A 16,022-nucleotide genomic window follows, 5' to 3' on the forward strand; every position below is an offset into this window, starting at 1 on the left:
TCCTTTTGAGTCGAGGTTGAGCATCAGGCTTTGCGTCCCAGCATTCGAGCCAGGGTCGCGTCACGATCGATAAAGTGGTGTTTCAAAGCCGCCAGAGCATGCACTCCGGCAAAGATCACCAGAGCCCAGGCCAGGTACAGATGCACCTCGCCGGCCACATCCGCCTGGTCCGGTAGTCCGGAAACCAGGGCGGGAATTTCAAACAAGCCAAACACCGGAATCCCGACACCGTCTGCGGTTGAAATCAGGTAACCGGCAATCATCACAGCGAACAGACTGAGATACAGGAAGGCATGGCCGAAGGTGGCGCCCAGGCGCGTCAGGCGACCATGGTTGGCCGGTGCCGGTGGCGGCGGGCTGACAAAGCGCCACAGCACCCGCAGCAGCATGACCGCGAACAGCGTCAAGCCAATGCTCTTGTGCAGGTCCGGCGCATCTTTGCGCCAGGCACTGTAGTAATCCAGGCCGACCATCCACAGGCCCAGGGCGAACAATCCAAAGACTGCCAGCGCCACACTCCAGTGCAGGAAAATGCTTATCCAGCCGTAGCGGGAAGAAGAGTTACGTAGCTGCATCACTTATATCCTGTAAGAACTGCTGCCCAAGACTATCGATTTAACTATCGAATTAAAGCGGAAATTTTCGCTTTGAAATATCGAGAAATACGATGTTGATCTTACGAACACTAAATTAACCAGGCATTAAGGTCTACGTGGGGAAAACGTGACAGACCGTCCTGCGACTGCAATCAATTCGCCCTTCCAGGCATGCAATGGGTTGTGACACGGCCTGGCATTGCATAGGCTTGCGCGATTGTTTGCTCGCGTACTTAGAGCCGCCTCCAGGAGACTGAACATGGGCCTCAACAACCAGTGGATGCAACGCGATCTCGCGGTGTTATGGCATCCCTGCACCCAGATGAAAGACCACGAGCAGCTGCCGCTGATCCCGATCAAGCGCGGCGAAGGCGTGTGGCTGGAGGACTTCGAAGGCAAGCGCTACCTCGACGCGGTCAGCTCCTGGTGGGTCAACGTATTCGGCCACGCCAACCCGCGCATCAACCAGCGCATCAAGGATCAGGTCGATCAGTTGGAGCACGTGATCCTTGCCGGCTTCAGCCATCAGCCGGTGATCGAGCTGTCCGAGCGCCTGGTGAAAATGACTCCCGAAGGCCTGACCCGCTGCTTCTATGCCGACAACGGCTCGTCGTGCATCGAAGTGGCGATGAAGATGAGCTTCCACTACTGGTTCAACCGCGGCCAGAAGGACAAGAAGCGCTTCGTCACCCTGACCAACAGCTACCACGGCGAAACCATCGCCGCGATGTCGGTGGGCGATGTGCCGCTGTTCACCGAGACCTACAAGGCCCTGCTGCTGGACACCATCAAGGTGCCGAGCCCGGACTGCTACCTGCGCCCCGAAGGCATGAGCTGGGAAGAACACTCGCGCAACCTGTTCGCGGCCATGGAACAGACCCTGGCGGAACACCACGCCACCCTCGCCGCGGTGATAGTCGAGCCGCTGATCCAGGGCGCCGGCGGCATGCGCATGTACCACCCGGTGTACCTCAAGCTGCTGCGCGAGGCCTGCGACCGCTACGGCGTGCACCTGATCCATGATGAGATCGCCGTCGGCTTCGGTCGTACCGGCACGATGTTCGCCTGCGAACAGGCCGGCATACGCCCGGACTTCCTCTGCCTGTCCAAGGCCCTGACCGGCGGCTACCTGCCGCTGGCCGCGTGCCTGACCACCGACGAGGTCTACAGCGCCTTCTACGACGACTACCCGACCCTGCGCGCCTTCCTCCACTCCCACAGCTACACCGGCAACCCGCTGGCCTGTGCGGCGGCACTGGCGACCCTGGATATCTTCGAGCAGGACAACGTCATCGAGAACAACCGGGCGCTGGCCCAGCGCATGGCCAGCTCGACCACACACCTGGCGGACCACCCGCACGTTGCGGAAGTTCGCCAGACCGGCATGGTCCTGGCCATCGAGATGGTCCAGGACAAGACCAGCAAGACCGCCTACCCGTGGCAGGAACGCCGTGGCCTGAAAGTCTTCCAGCATGCCCTGGAGCGTGGCGCCCTGCTGCGTCCGCTGGGCAGCGTGGTGTATTTCCTGCCGCCCTACGTGATCACTCCGGAACAGATCGACTTCCTCGCCATCGTTGCCAGCGAAGGCATCGATATCGCCACCAGCGACAAGGTCAGCGTGGCGGTGCCCAAGGACTTCCACCCAGGCTTCCGCGATCCGGGTTGAGCCCCTCGCCGACAAGCCCGCCGCTTTATAGAGGCGGGCTTGCCGACGCAAAGATCCATTGACCCACCTCGAACCGAATTTTCCCCAGAGAACCACCATGAGACTGTCCCGCTTCTTTATCGACGCCCCCCTGAGCCTCGGCGAGCACGAACTGCCGGAAGCCCAGGCCCACTACATCGGGCGCGTGCTGCGCATGGCCGAGGGCGACGCGCTGCAGTTGTTCGACGGTTCGGGCAACGAATTTCGCGGCACGCTGCTGGAAGTCGGCAAGAAACGCGTGGTGGTCCGGCTCGATGAAAGCTTCGCCGGGCAGGTCGAGTCGCCGCTGCAGATCCATCTCGGTCAGGGCTTGTCCCGGGGCGAGCGCATGGACTGGGCGATTCAGAAAGCCACCGAACTGGGGGTGAATGAAATCACCCCGATCTTCAGCGAGCGCTGCGAAGTGCGGCTCAAGGACGAACGCGCCGACAAGCGCCTGGCTCACTGGCGCCAGGTGGCCGTCAGCGCCTGCGAACAATGCGGGCGCTCACGGGTGCCGGTGATTCATCCGCCGGTGCCGCTGGCCGACTGGATCAAGCAGACCCAGGCCGACCTCAAGCTGGTGCTGCACCCGGTGGCCGAGCCGCTGGTAAGCCATGCCAAACCGGCGACCCTGGCATTCCTGATCGGCCCGGAAGGCGGTTTGTCCGATGCCGAAGTGGACCAGGCCCAGGACGCGGGCTTCCTGCCGGCGCGCCTCGGCCCGCGGGTGCTGCGCACCGAAACCGCGCCAGTGGTAGCGCTGGCGGTGGCCCAACAGCTGTGGGGCGACTTCTGACTCGCCTGACACACCACGCCGCGCTCATCGCCGGCAAGCCCTGGCTCCTACAGAAGCGGACCGGTGTTTACTCCACCGGATCGCTCACCGGCTTGGCGATGATCGCCTTCAACTCGCTGGTCATCGGGAATTCCAGGTTCAGGCCCTTGGGCGGAATCGGCTGTTCGAACCAGCGCTGGTAGATCCCGTTGATCTCCCCTGAGCGGTACAGGTCCGCCAGGGTGCTGTTCACCAGTTCCAGGAACTGCGGATCGTCCTTGCGCACCATGCAACTGTAGATTTCCCGCGACTGCTCCTCGCCGACCACCACCCAGTTGTGCGGATCGCGGGCCTTGGCCCGTTCACCGTAAAGCAGCGCGTCGTCCATGTAGAACGCCGCGGCGCGACCCGATTGCAACATCTGGAAGGCTTCGCCGTGGTCCTTGGCGCTGATCACGAACATGTCGATCTTGTGCTCGACGTTATAGCTCTTGAGGAAGCGCTCGTTGGTGGTGCCGGCGGTGGTCACCACGTTCTTGCCGCGCAGGTCGGCGAAACTCTTGATCCCGCTGTCCCTGGCGGTCAGCAACTGGCCCTTGACGTAGATGAAGCCGTAGGAGAACGCCACCTGCTTCTGCCGTTCGGCGGTGACTCCGGTGGAGCCGCATTCCAGGTCCACGGTGCCGTTTTGCACCAGAGGGATGCGGGTCTGGGACGTCACCAGGTTGTACTTCACCGCCAGTTGCGGCAATGCCAGTTTGTCGCGGATGCGCTCGACGACCTTGCTCGCCAGGTCCACCGAGTAGCCCATGGGTTTGCCGCTGTTGTCACCCACATAGGAAAACGGCACCGACGCATCGCGATAACCCAGGGTAATACTGCCGGCATTGGCGATCTTGCCCAGGGTGCCGGTCAGCGGCGCCTCGCTGGCGTACAGTGGGGAGCCGAGCAACAGGCCCAGGGTGCAGCCGAGCAACGTGATTTTTTGCATTGTTATTCTCCGTTGTGGGTGAAGGCGTTAGCGGCGAACCGCGATGACAGTGATTTCCACCAGGATTTCCGGGCGCGCCAGCGCGGCCTGCACGGTGGTGCGGCTCGGCGCCTGGCCAGGGGACAACCAGGCCGACCAGACCTCGTTCATCGCGGCAAAGTCCTGCTGGATGTCTTTCAGGTAGAGGGTCGCACTGAGCAGATGATCCTTGTCGCTGCCGGCCTCGGCCAGCAAGGCGTCGATCTTCGCCAGCACTTCACGGGTCTGGCCGCCGGCATCGGTGGCCGGGCCCGGCACCTGGCCGGAGAGGAAGATCAGATCGGCAAAGCTCACGACAGCGCTGAGGCGGTCATTGCTGTGGAGACGCTGGATGGTCATGGGACAGCTCCTTGTACGCGAAAGAAATCAGGCGGCATGGGGCGCGAGCCCCTGCATGTCGATGGAAGGACGGCGCTGGCCGATCAGCTCGGCCAGCAGGCGCCCGCTGCCACAGGCCAGGGTGAACCCCAGGGCGCCGTGGCCAAGGTTGAGCCACAGGTTGCGGTAGCCGGTGGCGCCAATCAGCGGTACGCCGCTGGGAGTCGCCGGACGCATGCCGGCCCACTCGATGGCGGCATCGTAGTCGCCGGCGTTGGCGAAGGTTTCCCGGGCCTGGCGCTGCATCAGGGCCAGGCGCCTGGGGTCCAGGGACGGGTCGAAACCGACGATATCGACCATGGCCGCCACTCGCAGCTGCTGGCCGATCCGCGCGTAGACGATCTTGCGGTTGTAGTCGGTGATGCTGATCTCCGGAGCCCGATGCCCCGCGCCGATCGGCACGCTGAGACTGTAGCCCTTGAGCGGATACAGCGGCAGCTTCAGCCCGGGCAACGCCAGCTCGCCACTGCGATGACCGGCGGCGAGTACCAGTTGATCCACCGCCAGCACCTCGTCGCCCAGCTCGATGGCCTGCACCTGGCCGCCCGCCTGACGAATACCGGTGACCTGGCGCCCCGTCAGCAGCTGGCAGCGGCCGGAAGCCTGCAGCCGCGCCACCAGTTGCTGGCAGAAGGCATGACAGTCGGCCACCTCTTCGTCCGGGGTGAAGATGCCGCCGACAAAGGGCGCGCCGCCGAGGGTCGGCTCCAGTTGCGCGCATTCGCCAGCGGACAGTACCTGCTGCTGGCGAGGATCGGCCAAGCCATGGCGGGCATGCTCGAAACTGGCGGTTTCGCGAAAGGTCACCAGCTTGCCGTTACGCCGCCAGTGAAAACCCTCGAGCCGATCCTCCTCGCGCCAGCTCTGCAAGGTGGCCTGACTCAACAGCGCCAGGCGCAGCAGGTGAGCGCCGTTGCGCCGGTTGACCGAACTACGACAGGCCGCCAGGAACCCGGCCATCCAGCGCCACTGCGCCGGGTCCAGGCGCGGGCGCAGCTTCAGCGGCGAGTCGCCCCGCAGCATCCAGCCCAGGGCCTGCCAGGGCACGCCGGCATCGGCCAGCGGCGCCACGTAGCGGTACGACAGCTGGCCGCCATTGGCGAAGCTGGTCTGGCTGGCGAAGGATTCGCGCGCCTCCACCAGGCTGACGTCGAACCCTTCGCGAACCAGGGCGTAGGCGCTGGCGAGGCCGATGACCCCGCCGCCGATGATGCAAACCCGCTGTGCCATGTCAGTCCTTAAACCTTGTTGAGCGGGCTTCAGGTTAGGACCAGGTGACAGGCCCGGGACAATGAATAAAGATGGACCACCCATAAACAAAGGTTATGGACTCATCATGCGACTGCGTCATATCGAGATTTTCCAGGCCATCCGCCAGACCGGCTCGATCAGCGGCGCGGCGCAACTGCTACACGTCTCCCAGCCGGCGGTGACCAAGGTCTTGCAGCACGCCGAGCAGCAGCTGGGGTTCCCGCTGTTCCTGCGGGTCAAGGGCAAGTTGCAGGCCACCCCGGAAGCCCTGGAGCTGGAGCGCGAAGTCGACAAGGTCAGCGAAAGCCTGCAAGGGGTGCGGCGCCTGGCCCGGAGCCTGCGCCGCGAACCGGGCCACAGCCTGCGGATCGGCGCCACGCCGGCGCTGGCCCTGTCCTTGCTGCCGCCGGCCATCAACCAGTGGACCCGGCGCTACCCGGACATCGTCTGCGAGCTGTCCAGCGCCCACAGCCGCGAGCTGGTGCAGAACCTGCTGATGCGCGAGATCGACGTGGCCCTGACCCTGCAACGCCCGGATCATCCGGGGCTGACCGCCCAGGCCCTGGCCAGCGGGGTGCTGGTGGCGCTGGCGCCGCTGGATTACTGGCCCCAGGCGGCCAGGGGCACGCCGCTGCCCTTGATGGAATTGGCAGGGGCGCCCTTGATCGGCCTGTCCAGCGCCGACCCGCTGGCGGCGAAACTCGACGGTTACCTGAAAGCCGTGGAGCCCGCGCCACGGGTCAGCATTGCCGTGCAGACCTACTCCCTGGCCCGGGCCATGGTCGAATCCGGGGCCGGGCTGGCGGTGATCGACCCCTTCACCGCCCTCGGCGCCTCCCCCGCCAGCACCGCGATTCGCCCGCTGACCCCGGCGCTGCCAATCACCCTGTATGCCGTGACCCGCGCGGTGGAGGCCCTGCCCCATACCTTGAGCAGCCTGCTGGAGATCTTCGGCGGCCGGGCCCAGGAACAATTGGATAGGTTGATGACTGGGGATTGAGGCGGCCCTGCCCGGCCTTAACGCCCCTCACAACACATAGAAGAAGATCGCCACGAAGTGCAGCAGGCTGCCGGCGATCACGAACAGGTGCCAGATCCCGTGGGCGTGGCGCAAACGGCTGTCGAGGGCGAAGAAGACGATGCCGACGGTGTAGAGCACCCCGCCCGAGGCCAGCCAGGCGAAGCCGGCGAGGCCCAGGGCCGCCAGCAGCGGCTTGACCGCCACCAGCACGATCCAGCCCATCACCGCGTAGATCACGATGGACAGGATGCGCGCCTCGGAACGCGGCTTGATCTCCTGCAAGATACCGATCAGCGCCAGCCCCCAGACGATCCCGAACAGCGTCCAGCCCCAAGGCCCGCGCAGGGTCACCAGGCAGAACGGCGTATAGCTGCCGGCGATCAGCAGGTAGATGGAGTAGTGATCGACCTTCTGCATGATGCTTTTCGCCCGCCCGCGCACGCTGTGGTACACGGTCGAGGCGCTGTACAGCACCAGCAAGGTGAAGCCGTAGATCGCCACGCTGACGATTTTCCACGGGCTGCCGTCGAGGCAGGCCAGCACCAGCAGCCAGATCCCCCCGACCAGTGCCGCAATCGCTCCCACCAGATGTGTCCAGGCGTTGAGTCTTTCCCCGTAATACATGTGCCACTCACCTCCCAAGGCGGAAAATCTGCGCAAGGCTCAGGCCTGTAGCCTGAAAGCGCAATGTTTCCGAATAAAGCCATGGACGAAAAAACCTCCAGCCAAGTCATGACCCGGCAGGCACAATCGGAGCATTCGAATAAGAGTGCCCGTCATGCTGATCGATGAAGAGTTGACCCTGAAAAAGCTCGAAGTGTTTCTGGCGTTCATGCGCACCGGCAACCTGGCACGCGCCGCCGCCGAGTTGCAGACCAGCAATGTCAGCGTGCACCGGGCCATTCACTCCCTGGAAAGCGCCCTGCGCTGCCCGCTGTTCAAGCATGAAGGGCGCAACCTGACGCCGCTGGAAAGCGCCTTCGTCCTTGAGGAACGGGCGCAGAAGCTGATCCAGGACGTGCTCGAGAGCGTGCGCCTGACCCGCGAAGCCGCCGGGTTCTCGGCGGAACGTTTCAAGCTCGGTTCCCTGTACTCATTGACGGTGAAAACCGTGCCGCAGTTGATCATGGGCCTGAAGCTGCGCCGCAGCGAGCTGAATATCGACCTGATCCTCGGCTCCAACATCGACCTGCTGTACAAGCTGAAGAACATGGAGGTCGACGCGATCCTGGTATCGCTGGACGACAGCGTCAGCGACCCGGACTGCGAGCAGATCCCGCTGTTTTCCGACGATATCTACCTCGCCACGCCAGCCGACTCGCCGTTCGCCCAGCAGGCGGAAGTCGACCTCAGCGATGTGCGCGACGCGACCTTCATCACCCTGACCCAGGGCTTCGCCACCCATCAGGACGGCGTGCGGGTGTTCAAGCAGGCGGGGTTCGAACCGAAGGTGGCGATGCAGGTCAACGACATCTTCACCCTGCTGAGCATGGTCAGCTCGGGGGTGGGCTATGCCCTGCTGCCGGGAAGGATTGCCGCGGTGTACGAAAACCGCGTGAAGCTGATTCCGCTGCAGGCGCGCTACCGGCTGCAACAGCATATCGGCGTGGTGTTCCTCAAGGCCAAGGAGCGCGACCCGAACCTGCTGGCGCTGCTGGCCGAGTGCCGGATGTACGCCAACCGGCAGAGCGAATCGCCACGGTAACCGTCGGCCTCAGCCCAGCAGGCCGCGCATCAGCAGGAACAGCAGCGACGGTCCCAGCAGGCAGCCCAGGGCGGTGTAGAACGCCGCCGTCAGGCAACCGTAGGGCACCAGCTTGGGATCGGTCGCCGCCAGCCCCCCGGCCACGCCGCTGGAAGTGCCCATCAGGCCGCCAAAGATCACCGCGCTGCGCGGGTTGTCGAGGCCGATCAGCGGCGCCACGAAAGGGGTCATGACCATCACCAGGATCGCCTTGATCAGACCGGCGGCAATCGACAGCGCCATGACTTCGGAACTGGCGCCAATGGCCGCCCCGGTCACCGGACCGACGATATAGGTCACCGCCCCCGCACCAATGGTGGTCAGGCTGACCGCATCGGTATAACCGAAGGCCATGGCCACGCCGACCCCGGCCACGAAGGACGAGCCGACCCCGACGAACAGCGCCAGCACGCCGACGAAACCGGCGCGCTTGAGCTCCTCGACGCTGACCCCGAACGCCGTGGCGACAATCGCGAAGTCCCGCAGCATCGCACCGCCCAGCAGGCCAATGCCCGACAGCAGCGGGATATCCACCACGCCCTTTTGCCCGCCGGTAAAGGCGCCACCGACATAGGACAGCACCAGCCCCAGCAGGATGGCGATGGCCGAGCCATGCAGGCGGCCCTTGGTAAAGGTGTTGGAGATCCAGTAAGAGACCCACATGGTGATCCCGATCACCGCGAAACCACTGATTAACCCGTAGCCGGTAATGACCTTCATCATCGCTTCGTACATGGCGCTCACCCCACACTTTTCTGAGGGGCGGCCACGTCCGGCGCCTTGTTGCCGATGCGCACCAGCACCGGAACCAGGGCAAAGGCGATCACGACCGCCAGGGTTCCCGCGAGAATCGCCATGGGCCCACCCTTGAGCGCGCCATAAACGTTCTGCTGGGCGGCCATGGCTACCACTATGGGGATATACACCGCGCCCCAGAACTCCACGCCCTGCTCGGACTTGCCAGTGAACAGGCCGCGTTTGTTCAGGTAGCTACCGAGACCGATCAACAGCAGCATGGCGATACCCACACCGCCGACATTGGCCGGTACGCCGATCAGTTTGCCCAGCAGCTCACCGATGAAAATACCCGCCAGGGTACAAAAGGCCAGAAAGGCCACACCGTAGATAATCATTGTTGTAGTCCTCAAAGTGCATCGTCGAAGTTGTTGTTCTTGTGCTTCGCCAGCTTGAGTCGGTGTCTAGGGTTGGCGGTTTCCCTCCTCGCGCAACAGCGCTTGCAGGGTGTCGAGCCGGGCACCGTCGCAGGCCATCACGGTGCCCTGCTCGAACACCCGACGCGCCAGAGCGGTCAACACCGCACCGGGCGGCAGTTCGATCTGTAGCCGCACGCCGCGCTCGTAGGCGCTTTGCACAGTGCCGCGCCAATCCACCACCCGGCACATGTTGAACGCCAGGTCGTCGCGCAACTGCTCTGGCGTGCGCAGCGGCCGCGCGCGGCTGCCGCTCAGGTAACCCAGGCGCGGCGGCTGCAGCGTCACCCTGGAGAAGGCCTCGGCCAGGACCTGGGTCGGCTGCTCCAGCAACGGGCAATGGGACGGCACGCTGACCGCCAGACGCTTGGCCACCCCGACACCGCAACTCCGGGCCAGCTCGGCGACCTGGGCCATGGCGGTATCGCTGCCGGCGATCACCACCTGGCTATCGGCGTTGATATTGGCCAGGTACACCGGGTTGTCCGGGCGGTGCACCCGGGCCAGAAAAGCCTCCACCGTCGCCAGTTCCAGGCCGATGATCGCGGTCATGCCATAACCCTGCGGATAGGCCTGCTGCATCAGCTCGCCGCGCAGGCTGACCAGACGCAGCGCATCGCCAAAATCCAGGGCCCCGGCGACCACTGCGGCGGGATAGGCTCCAATCGACAAGCCCGCCACGTAATCCGCGCCCGGCCCGTTTTCCAGCAACACCCTGGCATTGGCCACGCCGGCGATCAGCAGGCACAGCTGCACCGCCCGGGTGCTCGCCAGGGCCTGGGACGAGTCCAGGGCCAGGGCATCCTCGCCCAGGACTTCGCTGGCCTGTCGCAGGCAGGCGTCCACCAGGGCGCTGGTCGGCAGGCGATGCAACATCCCCGGCTGCTGCGCGCCCTGGCCTGGGAACACCAGCAGGCTGCTCACGCCACCTGCTCCAGGGCCTGCCACGGATCGCTGACCAGACGCGCGCCACTGGCGCTTTTCAGCAGCACCCGCGCCGATGTCCCGGCCCACTCGCGCAGGGCCACCGCGCCGTTGGGTGTCTGCAATTGCAGGTCCACCGGGCAGACGGCGCCATCGAGCCGCGCCAGCAACGCCCGGGCCTGAACCCGGTCCATGGGCTGTGCAGTGCGCAGGATCAGGTCCAGGTCGCTCTGCCGATGCAGCGCCGGCACGCCGCTGGCCAGTTCAAAACCGGCACTGCCGCTGACACCCCAGGCCAGGCCAAGGGCATCCAAGGGTTCACGCAACTGAGCCAGCGCCTGGAGCGCTGGCCAGGCCCGATCCGACTCGACATAACGCAGCTCTTCCGGGCGCACCCGGCGCTCGATGGCTGCCACCGCCATCAGCGTCCCGTAGCGCTGCTCGCGCAGCCGCCCACGCACGCCCACCGCCACTTGCCCGGCCGCGGTCAAGGCACGGCGCACCACCACCGGTTGCCCGGCGGCCATGGCCGTCACTGCCCAGGCCGGGGCATCGGCGGGCAACTGTTGCGGGGTCAGGCCCCACAACAGGTCATGGGGCAGCAAGGCGCTGGTCATGGCGCTCACCATTGCTCGCGCAACAGCTGGCGGACCCGGTTCGAAGCACCACGGTTAGTGGCGCCCAGGCGTCCCGAAAGATCGCGGCCATGGCTCCGCACATCGACAATCGCCTGGCTCAGGCATTGCCGCACCTGGGCCAGATCGTCGGCGGTCGGCTGTTCGATCTGGCTGACCGACAGGGTCTCCCAGAGCAAACCGAGGCTGGCATAGCTGTCGATGTCATAGGCCATGGGCGGCACGCTGGCCGCCAGGGCCTCCAGTTCCTCGACGCTGCGCAGGGTGACCCGCGCCGCCGACACCTTGCCCATGGCGTGCACCATCACCCCCGGATCGCGCAGGGCGATCAGGCGGTTGGCCTGATAACCGTGGGCCAGGAAGGCCCCGGACATGGCCTTGCCCACCAGCAGGCCGATCACCGGATGCCCGGCCAGCCGGGCCCGGGCATAACTGTCGGCGGCCGCGGCCAGGGCCTGATGGATACCCAGGGCTTCTTCGCGACGCCCATAGGCCTGGCTCGGCACATCGACTATGGCGATCAGCGCGCGCTTGACGCTCTGCTCGCGGTCGGCCTCGATCGCCTCGTCCACCGCCTTGGCCAGGCCCCAGCCTTCCAGCAGGCCGACCTCACCGTTGCGGGCGCGCACAAAGGGGTTGGCCGGGTCGGCGACCACGGCGATAAAGCGCACCGGCTGCTGTTCCAGCGTGGCGTCCGCCACCTTCAACGAGGCGGGCAGGCCCGCGACCGGGGCAGCGACCGCGCTCAGGGCCGTGAACCAATGCAGGCCCCGCAGGGAATAAGCACTCATCAGTGATCTCCTCGATACAGCTGGCGAACCGTCGCCGGATCGATCTGTGGATGGCTGTCCAGCCGTGCCAGGCGTTGCAGGTACAATTCCGCCTGACGGCTGCGCTGCCCGTCGGGCAGGCCCTGGGCCAGCAGCTCGCCGACCTGTTGGCGGATCTGCGCCACGTCGTCGGCCACATAACGGTCCGCCAGGCCGCTGGCGAAACGCTGCTCGCCGCCGGTCAGGCTCCAGATAAAGGGCCGGTCGCGGGAGTCGTATTCCTCGAGGCCGGCTTCCTGTTCGATCACCTGCGGGCCATTGAGGCCCAGACGCGCCTCCTGGGTCACCAGCAGGTAACTGCACAGCCCGGCGGCAATCGACATACCGCCAAAACAGCCGACGCTGCCGGCCACGATACCTATCACCGGCTGGTACTGGCGCAGGTCGACAATTGCCGCGTGGATGTCAGCTATGGCTGCCAACCCGAGGTTGGCTTCCTGCAGGCGCACGCCGCCGGTTTCCAGCAACAGCACGGCGCGGGTGGGAATGCCCTTGCGGTTGTCTTCGGCCGCCAGTTCCAGGGCGCCGGCAATCTTCGCCCCGCCGACCTCGCCGAGGCTGCCGCCCTGGAACGCGCCTTCGATGGCGGCGATCACCACCGGCAGGCCATCGATGCTGCCCTTGGCGATCACCACCCCGTCGTCGGCCTGGGGCACCACGCCCTGGCGGGCCAGCCACGGCGACATGACGCGCTGGAACGGATCAAGCAACTCGCGAAAGCTGCCGGCGTCGAGCAGGGCCTTGGCCCGCTGCCGGGCACCGAGTTCGACGAAGCTGTGTTTGTTGAGCAAACGGGCGCTGTCAGTCATGGCCGATCTCCTCGAAACCCTGCTCCAGGCGCAGGCGGACCACGCCGGGAGTGGCGCCGAAGTCATGGATGTCGATGCTCAGGGCTGGCGGCGTCTGGCCGCCGAACATGCGCTCGAACAGATGCTGCCAGCGCGACGCGCTGCCGTTGACCGAGGTCTGCACTTGAATGCTCAGCTTGCCGGGCTGCCCGGGTTCGAGCAGCACTTCCAGGTCGCCCGAGCCGACACAGCCCACCAGCGCCCGGCCCCGGGCGGGTTGCCCGGCGGGAAATTCGAAAGACAAGGTTTCCATCACACTGCTCCCTGGATGAAGGCGGCGCCGGAGGCGATCCGGTCAATCAGCAGGCAGGCCGCGAGCAAGTCCGCGGCGCCACCGGGCGAGGCATTCAAGGCCACCAGGCACTGGTCCAGCTCATGCAGGCGGCGACGCCCGGCCAGGCTGGCGCTGCCACCGGCATCGAGCACCGCCTGGGCGCCCCGTTGCATGGCCTGCAGGCCCACCTCGCCAGCGCGATAGAGCACGCAGGTGTCGGCCAGGCCGGTCATGATCGCCAACAGCGCATCGAGCCGGGCGTTCTGTTCGCCATGCCCCTGGGCACGGCTGCGTTCGAGTTGCGGCAGGCCCCGTTGCAGCACGGCCGGAAAGCCCAGCTGGGCTTCTTCCCGGGCGCCACGCACGCCATAGCGCAGCGCCACCTGCGCGCCGTGGCTGAGGGGCCGCGGCGCATGACGGTCGTCCAGCAACGCCAGGCGCGCGGCCCGCAGGCACAGGGCTCCTGCCGTGTTGGCTTGCGGTTTCAGCGCGGCGGCGGCCACCAGCAGGCCCAGGGCCCAGATCGCGCCACGATGGGTGTTCACCCCATTGGTAGTGGCGAGCATCGCCGCTTCGCCTTCACGACCAATGCAGCCCAGGGCTTCGCGCAGGGGCAGGCCGACCGTGCCGAACTCGCTGGCGGCTTCGGCCATTTCCCTGAAGGCTGGCCACAGCGACAGCGCCGAGGCATGCATCAGCCCCAGGTGCAGGTCGCTGTGGGCGCCGTTGCCACGGCGGTCGACCAGGGCCGGTTTCGGCGACAGGTCGGCTTCGTCGATCAGCGCGTCCACCGCCAGGTCCGCCAGGCGCTCGGCCAGGCTCAGGGGTTTGCTTTGCAGGTTGAATGCGTGCATTTACCAGCTCCTGAACTTGGCGGGCGGGTTGTACAGGCCACCCGACCACTCCACCAGATCGGCGACGCTTTTCGCCGCCAGCAGCTCGCGGCTGGCGTCGGTGCGGCGAATGCCGAGGTCTTCGGGCAAGGCGATCAAGCCTTCGCGGCGCATGCGCGCGGTGTCTTTCGGGTTGTGGCGCAGGCCGATGGCGGTCACCCCGGCCACCGCCGCGATCATCGCCTGGCGCTCTTCCAGGGAACGCGCCTTGTACAGGTAGGCGATGCCCTCCTCGGTCAGCAGGTGGGTGACGTCGTCGCCGTAGATCATGATCGGTGCCAGGGGCATGCCGCTTTTCTTCGCCACTTCCACGGCATCCAGGGTTTCGACGAAGGTCGGTTTGCCGCCTTCCTGGAAGGTCTCGACCATCTGCACCACCAGCTTCTTGCCGCGTTCGAGCATGGCCGCCGGCGCGTCGCTCTGATCCTGGCGCATATCCAGCCAGGCCGGGGTGCAGTGGCGCCGGCCGCGAGGGTCGTGGCCCATGTTCGGCGCACCGCCGAAGCCGGCCAGGCGGCCGCGGGTCACGGTGGAGGAATGACCGTCGCCATCGACCTGCAAGGTGGCGCCGATAAACAGGTCCACCGCGTATTGCCCGGCCAGTTGGCAGAACATCCGGTTGGAACGCAACGAACCGTCGCGCCCGGTAAAGAACACATCCGGCCGCTCGGCGATGTAGCGTTCCATGCCCAGTTCGGTGCCGAAGCAATGCACGCTTTCCACCCAGCCGCTTTCGATGGCCGGGATCAGGGTCGGGTGAGGGTTGAGGGTCCAGTTGCGGCAGATCTTGCCTTTCAGGCCGAGGGATTCGCCGTAGGTCGGCAGGATCAGCTCGATGGCCGCGGTGTTGAAACCGATGCCGTGGTTCAGCGACTGGACCTTGTGTTTCTCGTAGATGCCGCGGATCGCCATCATCGCCATCAGCACGTGCACCGGCTTGATGTGGCGCGGGTCGCGGGTGAACAACGGCTCGATGTAGAACGGCTTGTCGGCCACCACCACGAAATCGACCCAGGACGCCGGGATATCCACCCGCGGCAGTTCGCCGACGTCGTCCACCAACTGGTTGACCTGGACGATGACGATGCCGTCGCTGAACGCCGCCGGCTCGATCAGCGCCGGGGTGTCCTCGGTGCTCGGCCCGGTGTAGATGTTGCCCACGCGGTCGGCCATAAAGCCGGCCGAGAGCACCACGTTGGGGATCAGGTCCACCACCAGCCGTGCATAGAGCTCGATGTAGGTATGGATCGCGCCGATTTCCAGCAGGCCGTCTTCCAGCAGCTGGCTGATGCGCAGGCTCTGGGTGCCGGCGAAGGAGAAGTCGAGCTTGCGGGCGATACCGCGTTCGAACAGGTCCAGGTGCTCCGAACGGCCGACGCTGGGCATGATCATGTGCAGGTCGTGCAGGCGGCCCGGGTCGACCTTGGCCAGGGAGCGGGACAGGAAGTCCGCCTGCTTCTGGTTGTTGCCCTCCAGCACCACACGGTCGCCGGGCAGAATCAACGCCTCCAGTGCCGCGACTATCTTGTCGGTGGGCAACACCGCGCCATCGGCAAGACCCCGCACCTGCTCGAGACGCCGCTGCTTTTCAGCGCGCCGCCGCGTCCAGCGCGAGTCGGGGGATATTGTTGTTGTCATGCTCACTCCACGGGTTCGCTGTCGTGGCAGCTACCTTAGGAGCGAGGATGCGTGGCATCAATCAAGCAGAGTGGTGGATCGTTACGGTGAGGGTAATGATCAAGGATGCAGGCCTTCACACCTACGCCCCATAGACAACCTTGTGCTTAACCCTCAATCCGCCACTGCAACGCATCCAGCGCATCGCAGCCATCCTGCAACAGCAGATGGGCCGCATTGACGATGTGCTGCACGTCCTGGAAACCGCGTAGCCGCTGCCGCAGGCTGCGATCGACCGCGTAGCGGGC

General features: G+C 65.6%; 18 protein-coding genes. 4 read left to right on the forward strand and 14 right to left on the reverse strand.

Features of this window, described 5'->3' with window-relative positions:
* Window positions 1-23: 23 nt before the first annotated feature.
* On the reverse strand, window positions 24-575 hold the full coding sequence (locus H0I86_RS29490) for a cytochrome b (protein ID WP_180923128.1): 552 nt from the start codon (window positions 573-575) through the stop codon (window positions 24-26).
* A 280-nt stretch (window positions 576-855) separates the two neighbouring features.
* Between H0I86_RS29490 and H0I86_RS29495 the strand changes: the two genes are divergently transcribed.
* Both H0I86_RS29495 and H0I86_RS29500 read left to right on the forward strand, forming a co-directional pair.
* Window positions 856-2,262, forward strand: coding sequence for an adenosylmethionine--8-amino-7-oxononanoate transaminase (locus H0I86_RS29495; RefSeq protein WP_180923129.1), 1,407 nt, complete (start codon window positions 856-858; stop codon window positions 2,260-2,262).
* A 97-nt stretch (window positions 2,263-2,359) separates the two neighbouring features.
* Complete coding sequence (locus H0I86_RS29500) at window positions 2,360-3,079, forward strand: 16S rRNA (uracil(1498)-N(3))-methyltransferase (RefSeq protein ID WP_180923130.1); 720 nt, start codon at window positions 2,360-2,362, stop codon at window positions 3,077-3,079.
* 67 nt (window positions 3,080-3,146) lie between these two features.
* On the opposite strand, the gene H0I86_RS29505 is transcribed toward H0I86_RS29500, so the two are convergent.
* Genes H0I86_RS29505 through H0I86_RS29515 form a run of 3 tightly spaced genes read right to left on the reverse strand, consistent with a single transcriptional unit; the run spans window position 3,147 to window position 5,696 of the window.
* The gene (locus H0I86_RS29505) at window positions 3,147-4,049 is read right to left on the reverse strand and encodes a transporter substrate-binding domain-containing protein (protein ID WP_038636122.1); all 903 of its coding nucleotides are present in this window, start codon (window positions 4,047-4,049) and stop codon (window positions 3,147-3,149) included.
* 27 nt (window positions 4,050-4,076) lie between these two features.
* Complete coding sequence (locus H0I86_RS29510; protein WP_124355490.1) at window positions 4,077-4,427, reverse strand: RidA family protein; 351 nt, start codon at window positions 4,425-4,427, stop codon at window positions 4,077-4,079.
* A gap of 27 nt (window positions 4,428-4,454) precedes the next feature.
* Entirely contained in the window at window positions 4,455-5,696 is a 1,242-nt protein-coding gene (locus H0I86_RS29515; RefSeq protein WP_124355491.1) for a D-amino acid dehydrogenase, read from the reverse strand.
* 106 nt (window positions 5,697-5,802) lie between these two features.
* On the opposite strand from H0I86_RS29515, the gene H0I86_RS29520 reads away from it, so the two are divergent.
* A complete protein-coding gene (locus tag H0I86_RS29520; protein ID WP_124355492.1) occupies window positions 5,803-6,717 on the forward strand; it encodes a LysR family transcriptional regulator in 915 nt (304 codons plus the stop codon).
* Between the two features lie 27 nt (window positions 6,718-6,744).
* On the opposite strand, the gene trhA is transcribed toward H0I86_RS29520, so the two are convergent.
* Window positions 6,745-7,362, reverse strand: coding sequence for a PAQR family membrane homeostasis protein TrhA (trhA, locus tag H0I86_RS29525; protein WP_124355493.1), 618 nt, complete (start codon window positions 7,360-7,362; stop codon window positions 6,745-6,747).
* 154 nt (window positions 7,363-7,516) lie between these two features.
* On the opposite strand from trhA, the gene H0I86_RS29530 reads away from it, so the two are divergent.
* The gene (locus H0I86_RS29530) at window positions 7,517-8,443 is read left to right on the forward strand and encodes a LysR family transcriptional regulator (protein WP_180923131.1); all 927 of its coding nucleotides are present in this window, start codon (window positions 7,517-7,519) and stop codon (window positions 8,441-8,443) included.
* A 9-nt stretch (window positions 8,444-8,452) separates the two neighbouring features.
* Here the strand turns inward: H0I86_RS29530 and madM are convergent, their stop codons facing one another.
* The 9 genes from madM to mdcA all read right to left on the reverse strand — a co-directional run bounded on the left by madM (window position 8,453) and on the right by mdcA (window position 15,735).
* Complete coding sequence (madM, locus tag H0I86_RS29535) at window positions 8,453-9,217, reverse strand: malonate transporter subunit MadM (RefSeq protein ID WP_180923132.1); 765 nt, start codon at window positions 9,215-9,217, stop codon at window positions 8,453-8,455.
* Between the two features lie 5 nt (window positions 9,218-9,222).
* A complete protein-coding gene (gene madL, locus H0I86_RS29540; protein ID WP_180923133.1) occupies window positions 9,223-9,615 on the reverse strand; it encodes a malonate transporter subunit MadL in 393 nt (130 codons plus the stop codon).
* A gap of 66 nt (window positions 9,616-9,681) precedes the next feature.
* Window positions 9,682-10,617, reverse strand: coding sequence for a malonate decarboxylase subunit epsilon (gene mdcH, locus H0I86_RS29545; protein WP_180923134.1), 936 nt, complete (start codon window positions 10,615-10,617; stop codon window positions 9,682-9,684).
* On the reverse strand, window positions 10,614-11,234 hold the full coding sequence (locus H0I86_RS29550; RefSeq protein ID WP_180923135.1) for a malonate decarboxylase holo-ACP synthase: 621 nt from the start codon (window positions 11,232-11,234) through the stop codon (window positions 10,614-10,616). The genes mdcH and H0I86_RS29550 overlap by 4 nt, the downstream gene beginning before the upstream one ends.
* 5 nt (window positions 11,235-11,239) lie before the next feature.
* Window positions 11,240-12,046 (reverse strand): biotin-independent malonate decarboxylase subunit gamma, encoded by an 807-nt coding sequence (mdcE, locus tag H0I86_RS29555; protein ID WP_180925930.1) that lies wholly within the window; start codon window positions 12,044-12,046, stop codon window positions 11,240-11,242.
* A complete protein-coding gene (locus H0I86_RS29560) occupies window positions 12,043-12,891 on the reverse strand; it encodes a biotin-independent malonate decarboxylase subunit beta (RefSeq protein WP_180923136.1) in 849 nt (282 codons plus the stop codon). Before H0I86_RS29560 ends, mdcE begins: the two co-directional genes overlap by 4 nt.
* Window positions 12,884-13,183 (reverse strand): malonate decarboxylase subunit delta, encoded by a 300-nt coding sequence (locus H0I86_RS29565; protein WP_180923137.1) that lies wholly within the window; start codon window positions 13,181-13,183, stop codon window positions 12,884-12,886. The genes H0I86_RS29560 and H0I86_RS29565 overlap by 8 nt, the downstream gene beginning before the upstream one ends.
* Window positions 13,183-14,058 carry a triphosphoribosyl-dephospho-CoA synthase gene (locus H0I86_RS29570; RefSeq protein WP_180923138.1) on the reverse strand — a complete coding sequence of 292 codons (876 nt, stop codon included), beginning with the start codon at window positions 14,056-14,058 and terminating at the stop codon, window positions 13,183-13,185. Before H0I86_RS29570 ends, H0I86_RS29565 begins: the two co-directional genes overlap by 1 nt.
* A complete protein-coding gene (mdcA, locus tag H0I86_RS29575) occupies window positions 14,059-15,735 on the reverse strand; it encodes a malonate decarboxylase subunit alpha (RefSeq protein WP_180923139.1) in 1,677 nt (558 codons plus the stop codon).
* Window positions 15,736-16,022 lie beyond the last annotated feature (287 nt).

The organism is Pseudomonas chlororaphis subsp. aurantiaca (assembly GCF_013466605.1).
In the GTDB taxonomy this organism is placed as follows: Bacteria; Pseudomonadota; Gammaproteobacteria; order Pseudomonadales; family Pseudomonadaceae; genus Aquipseudomonas; species Aquipseudomonas chlororaphis_I.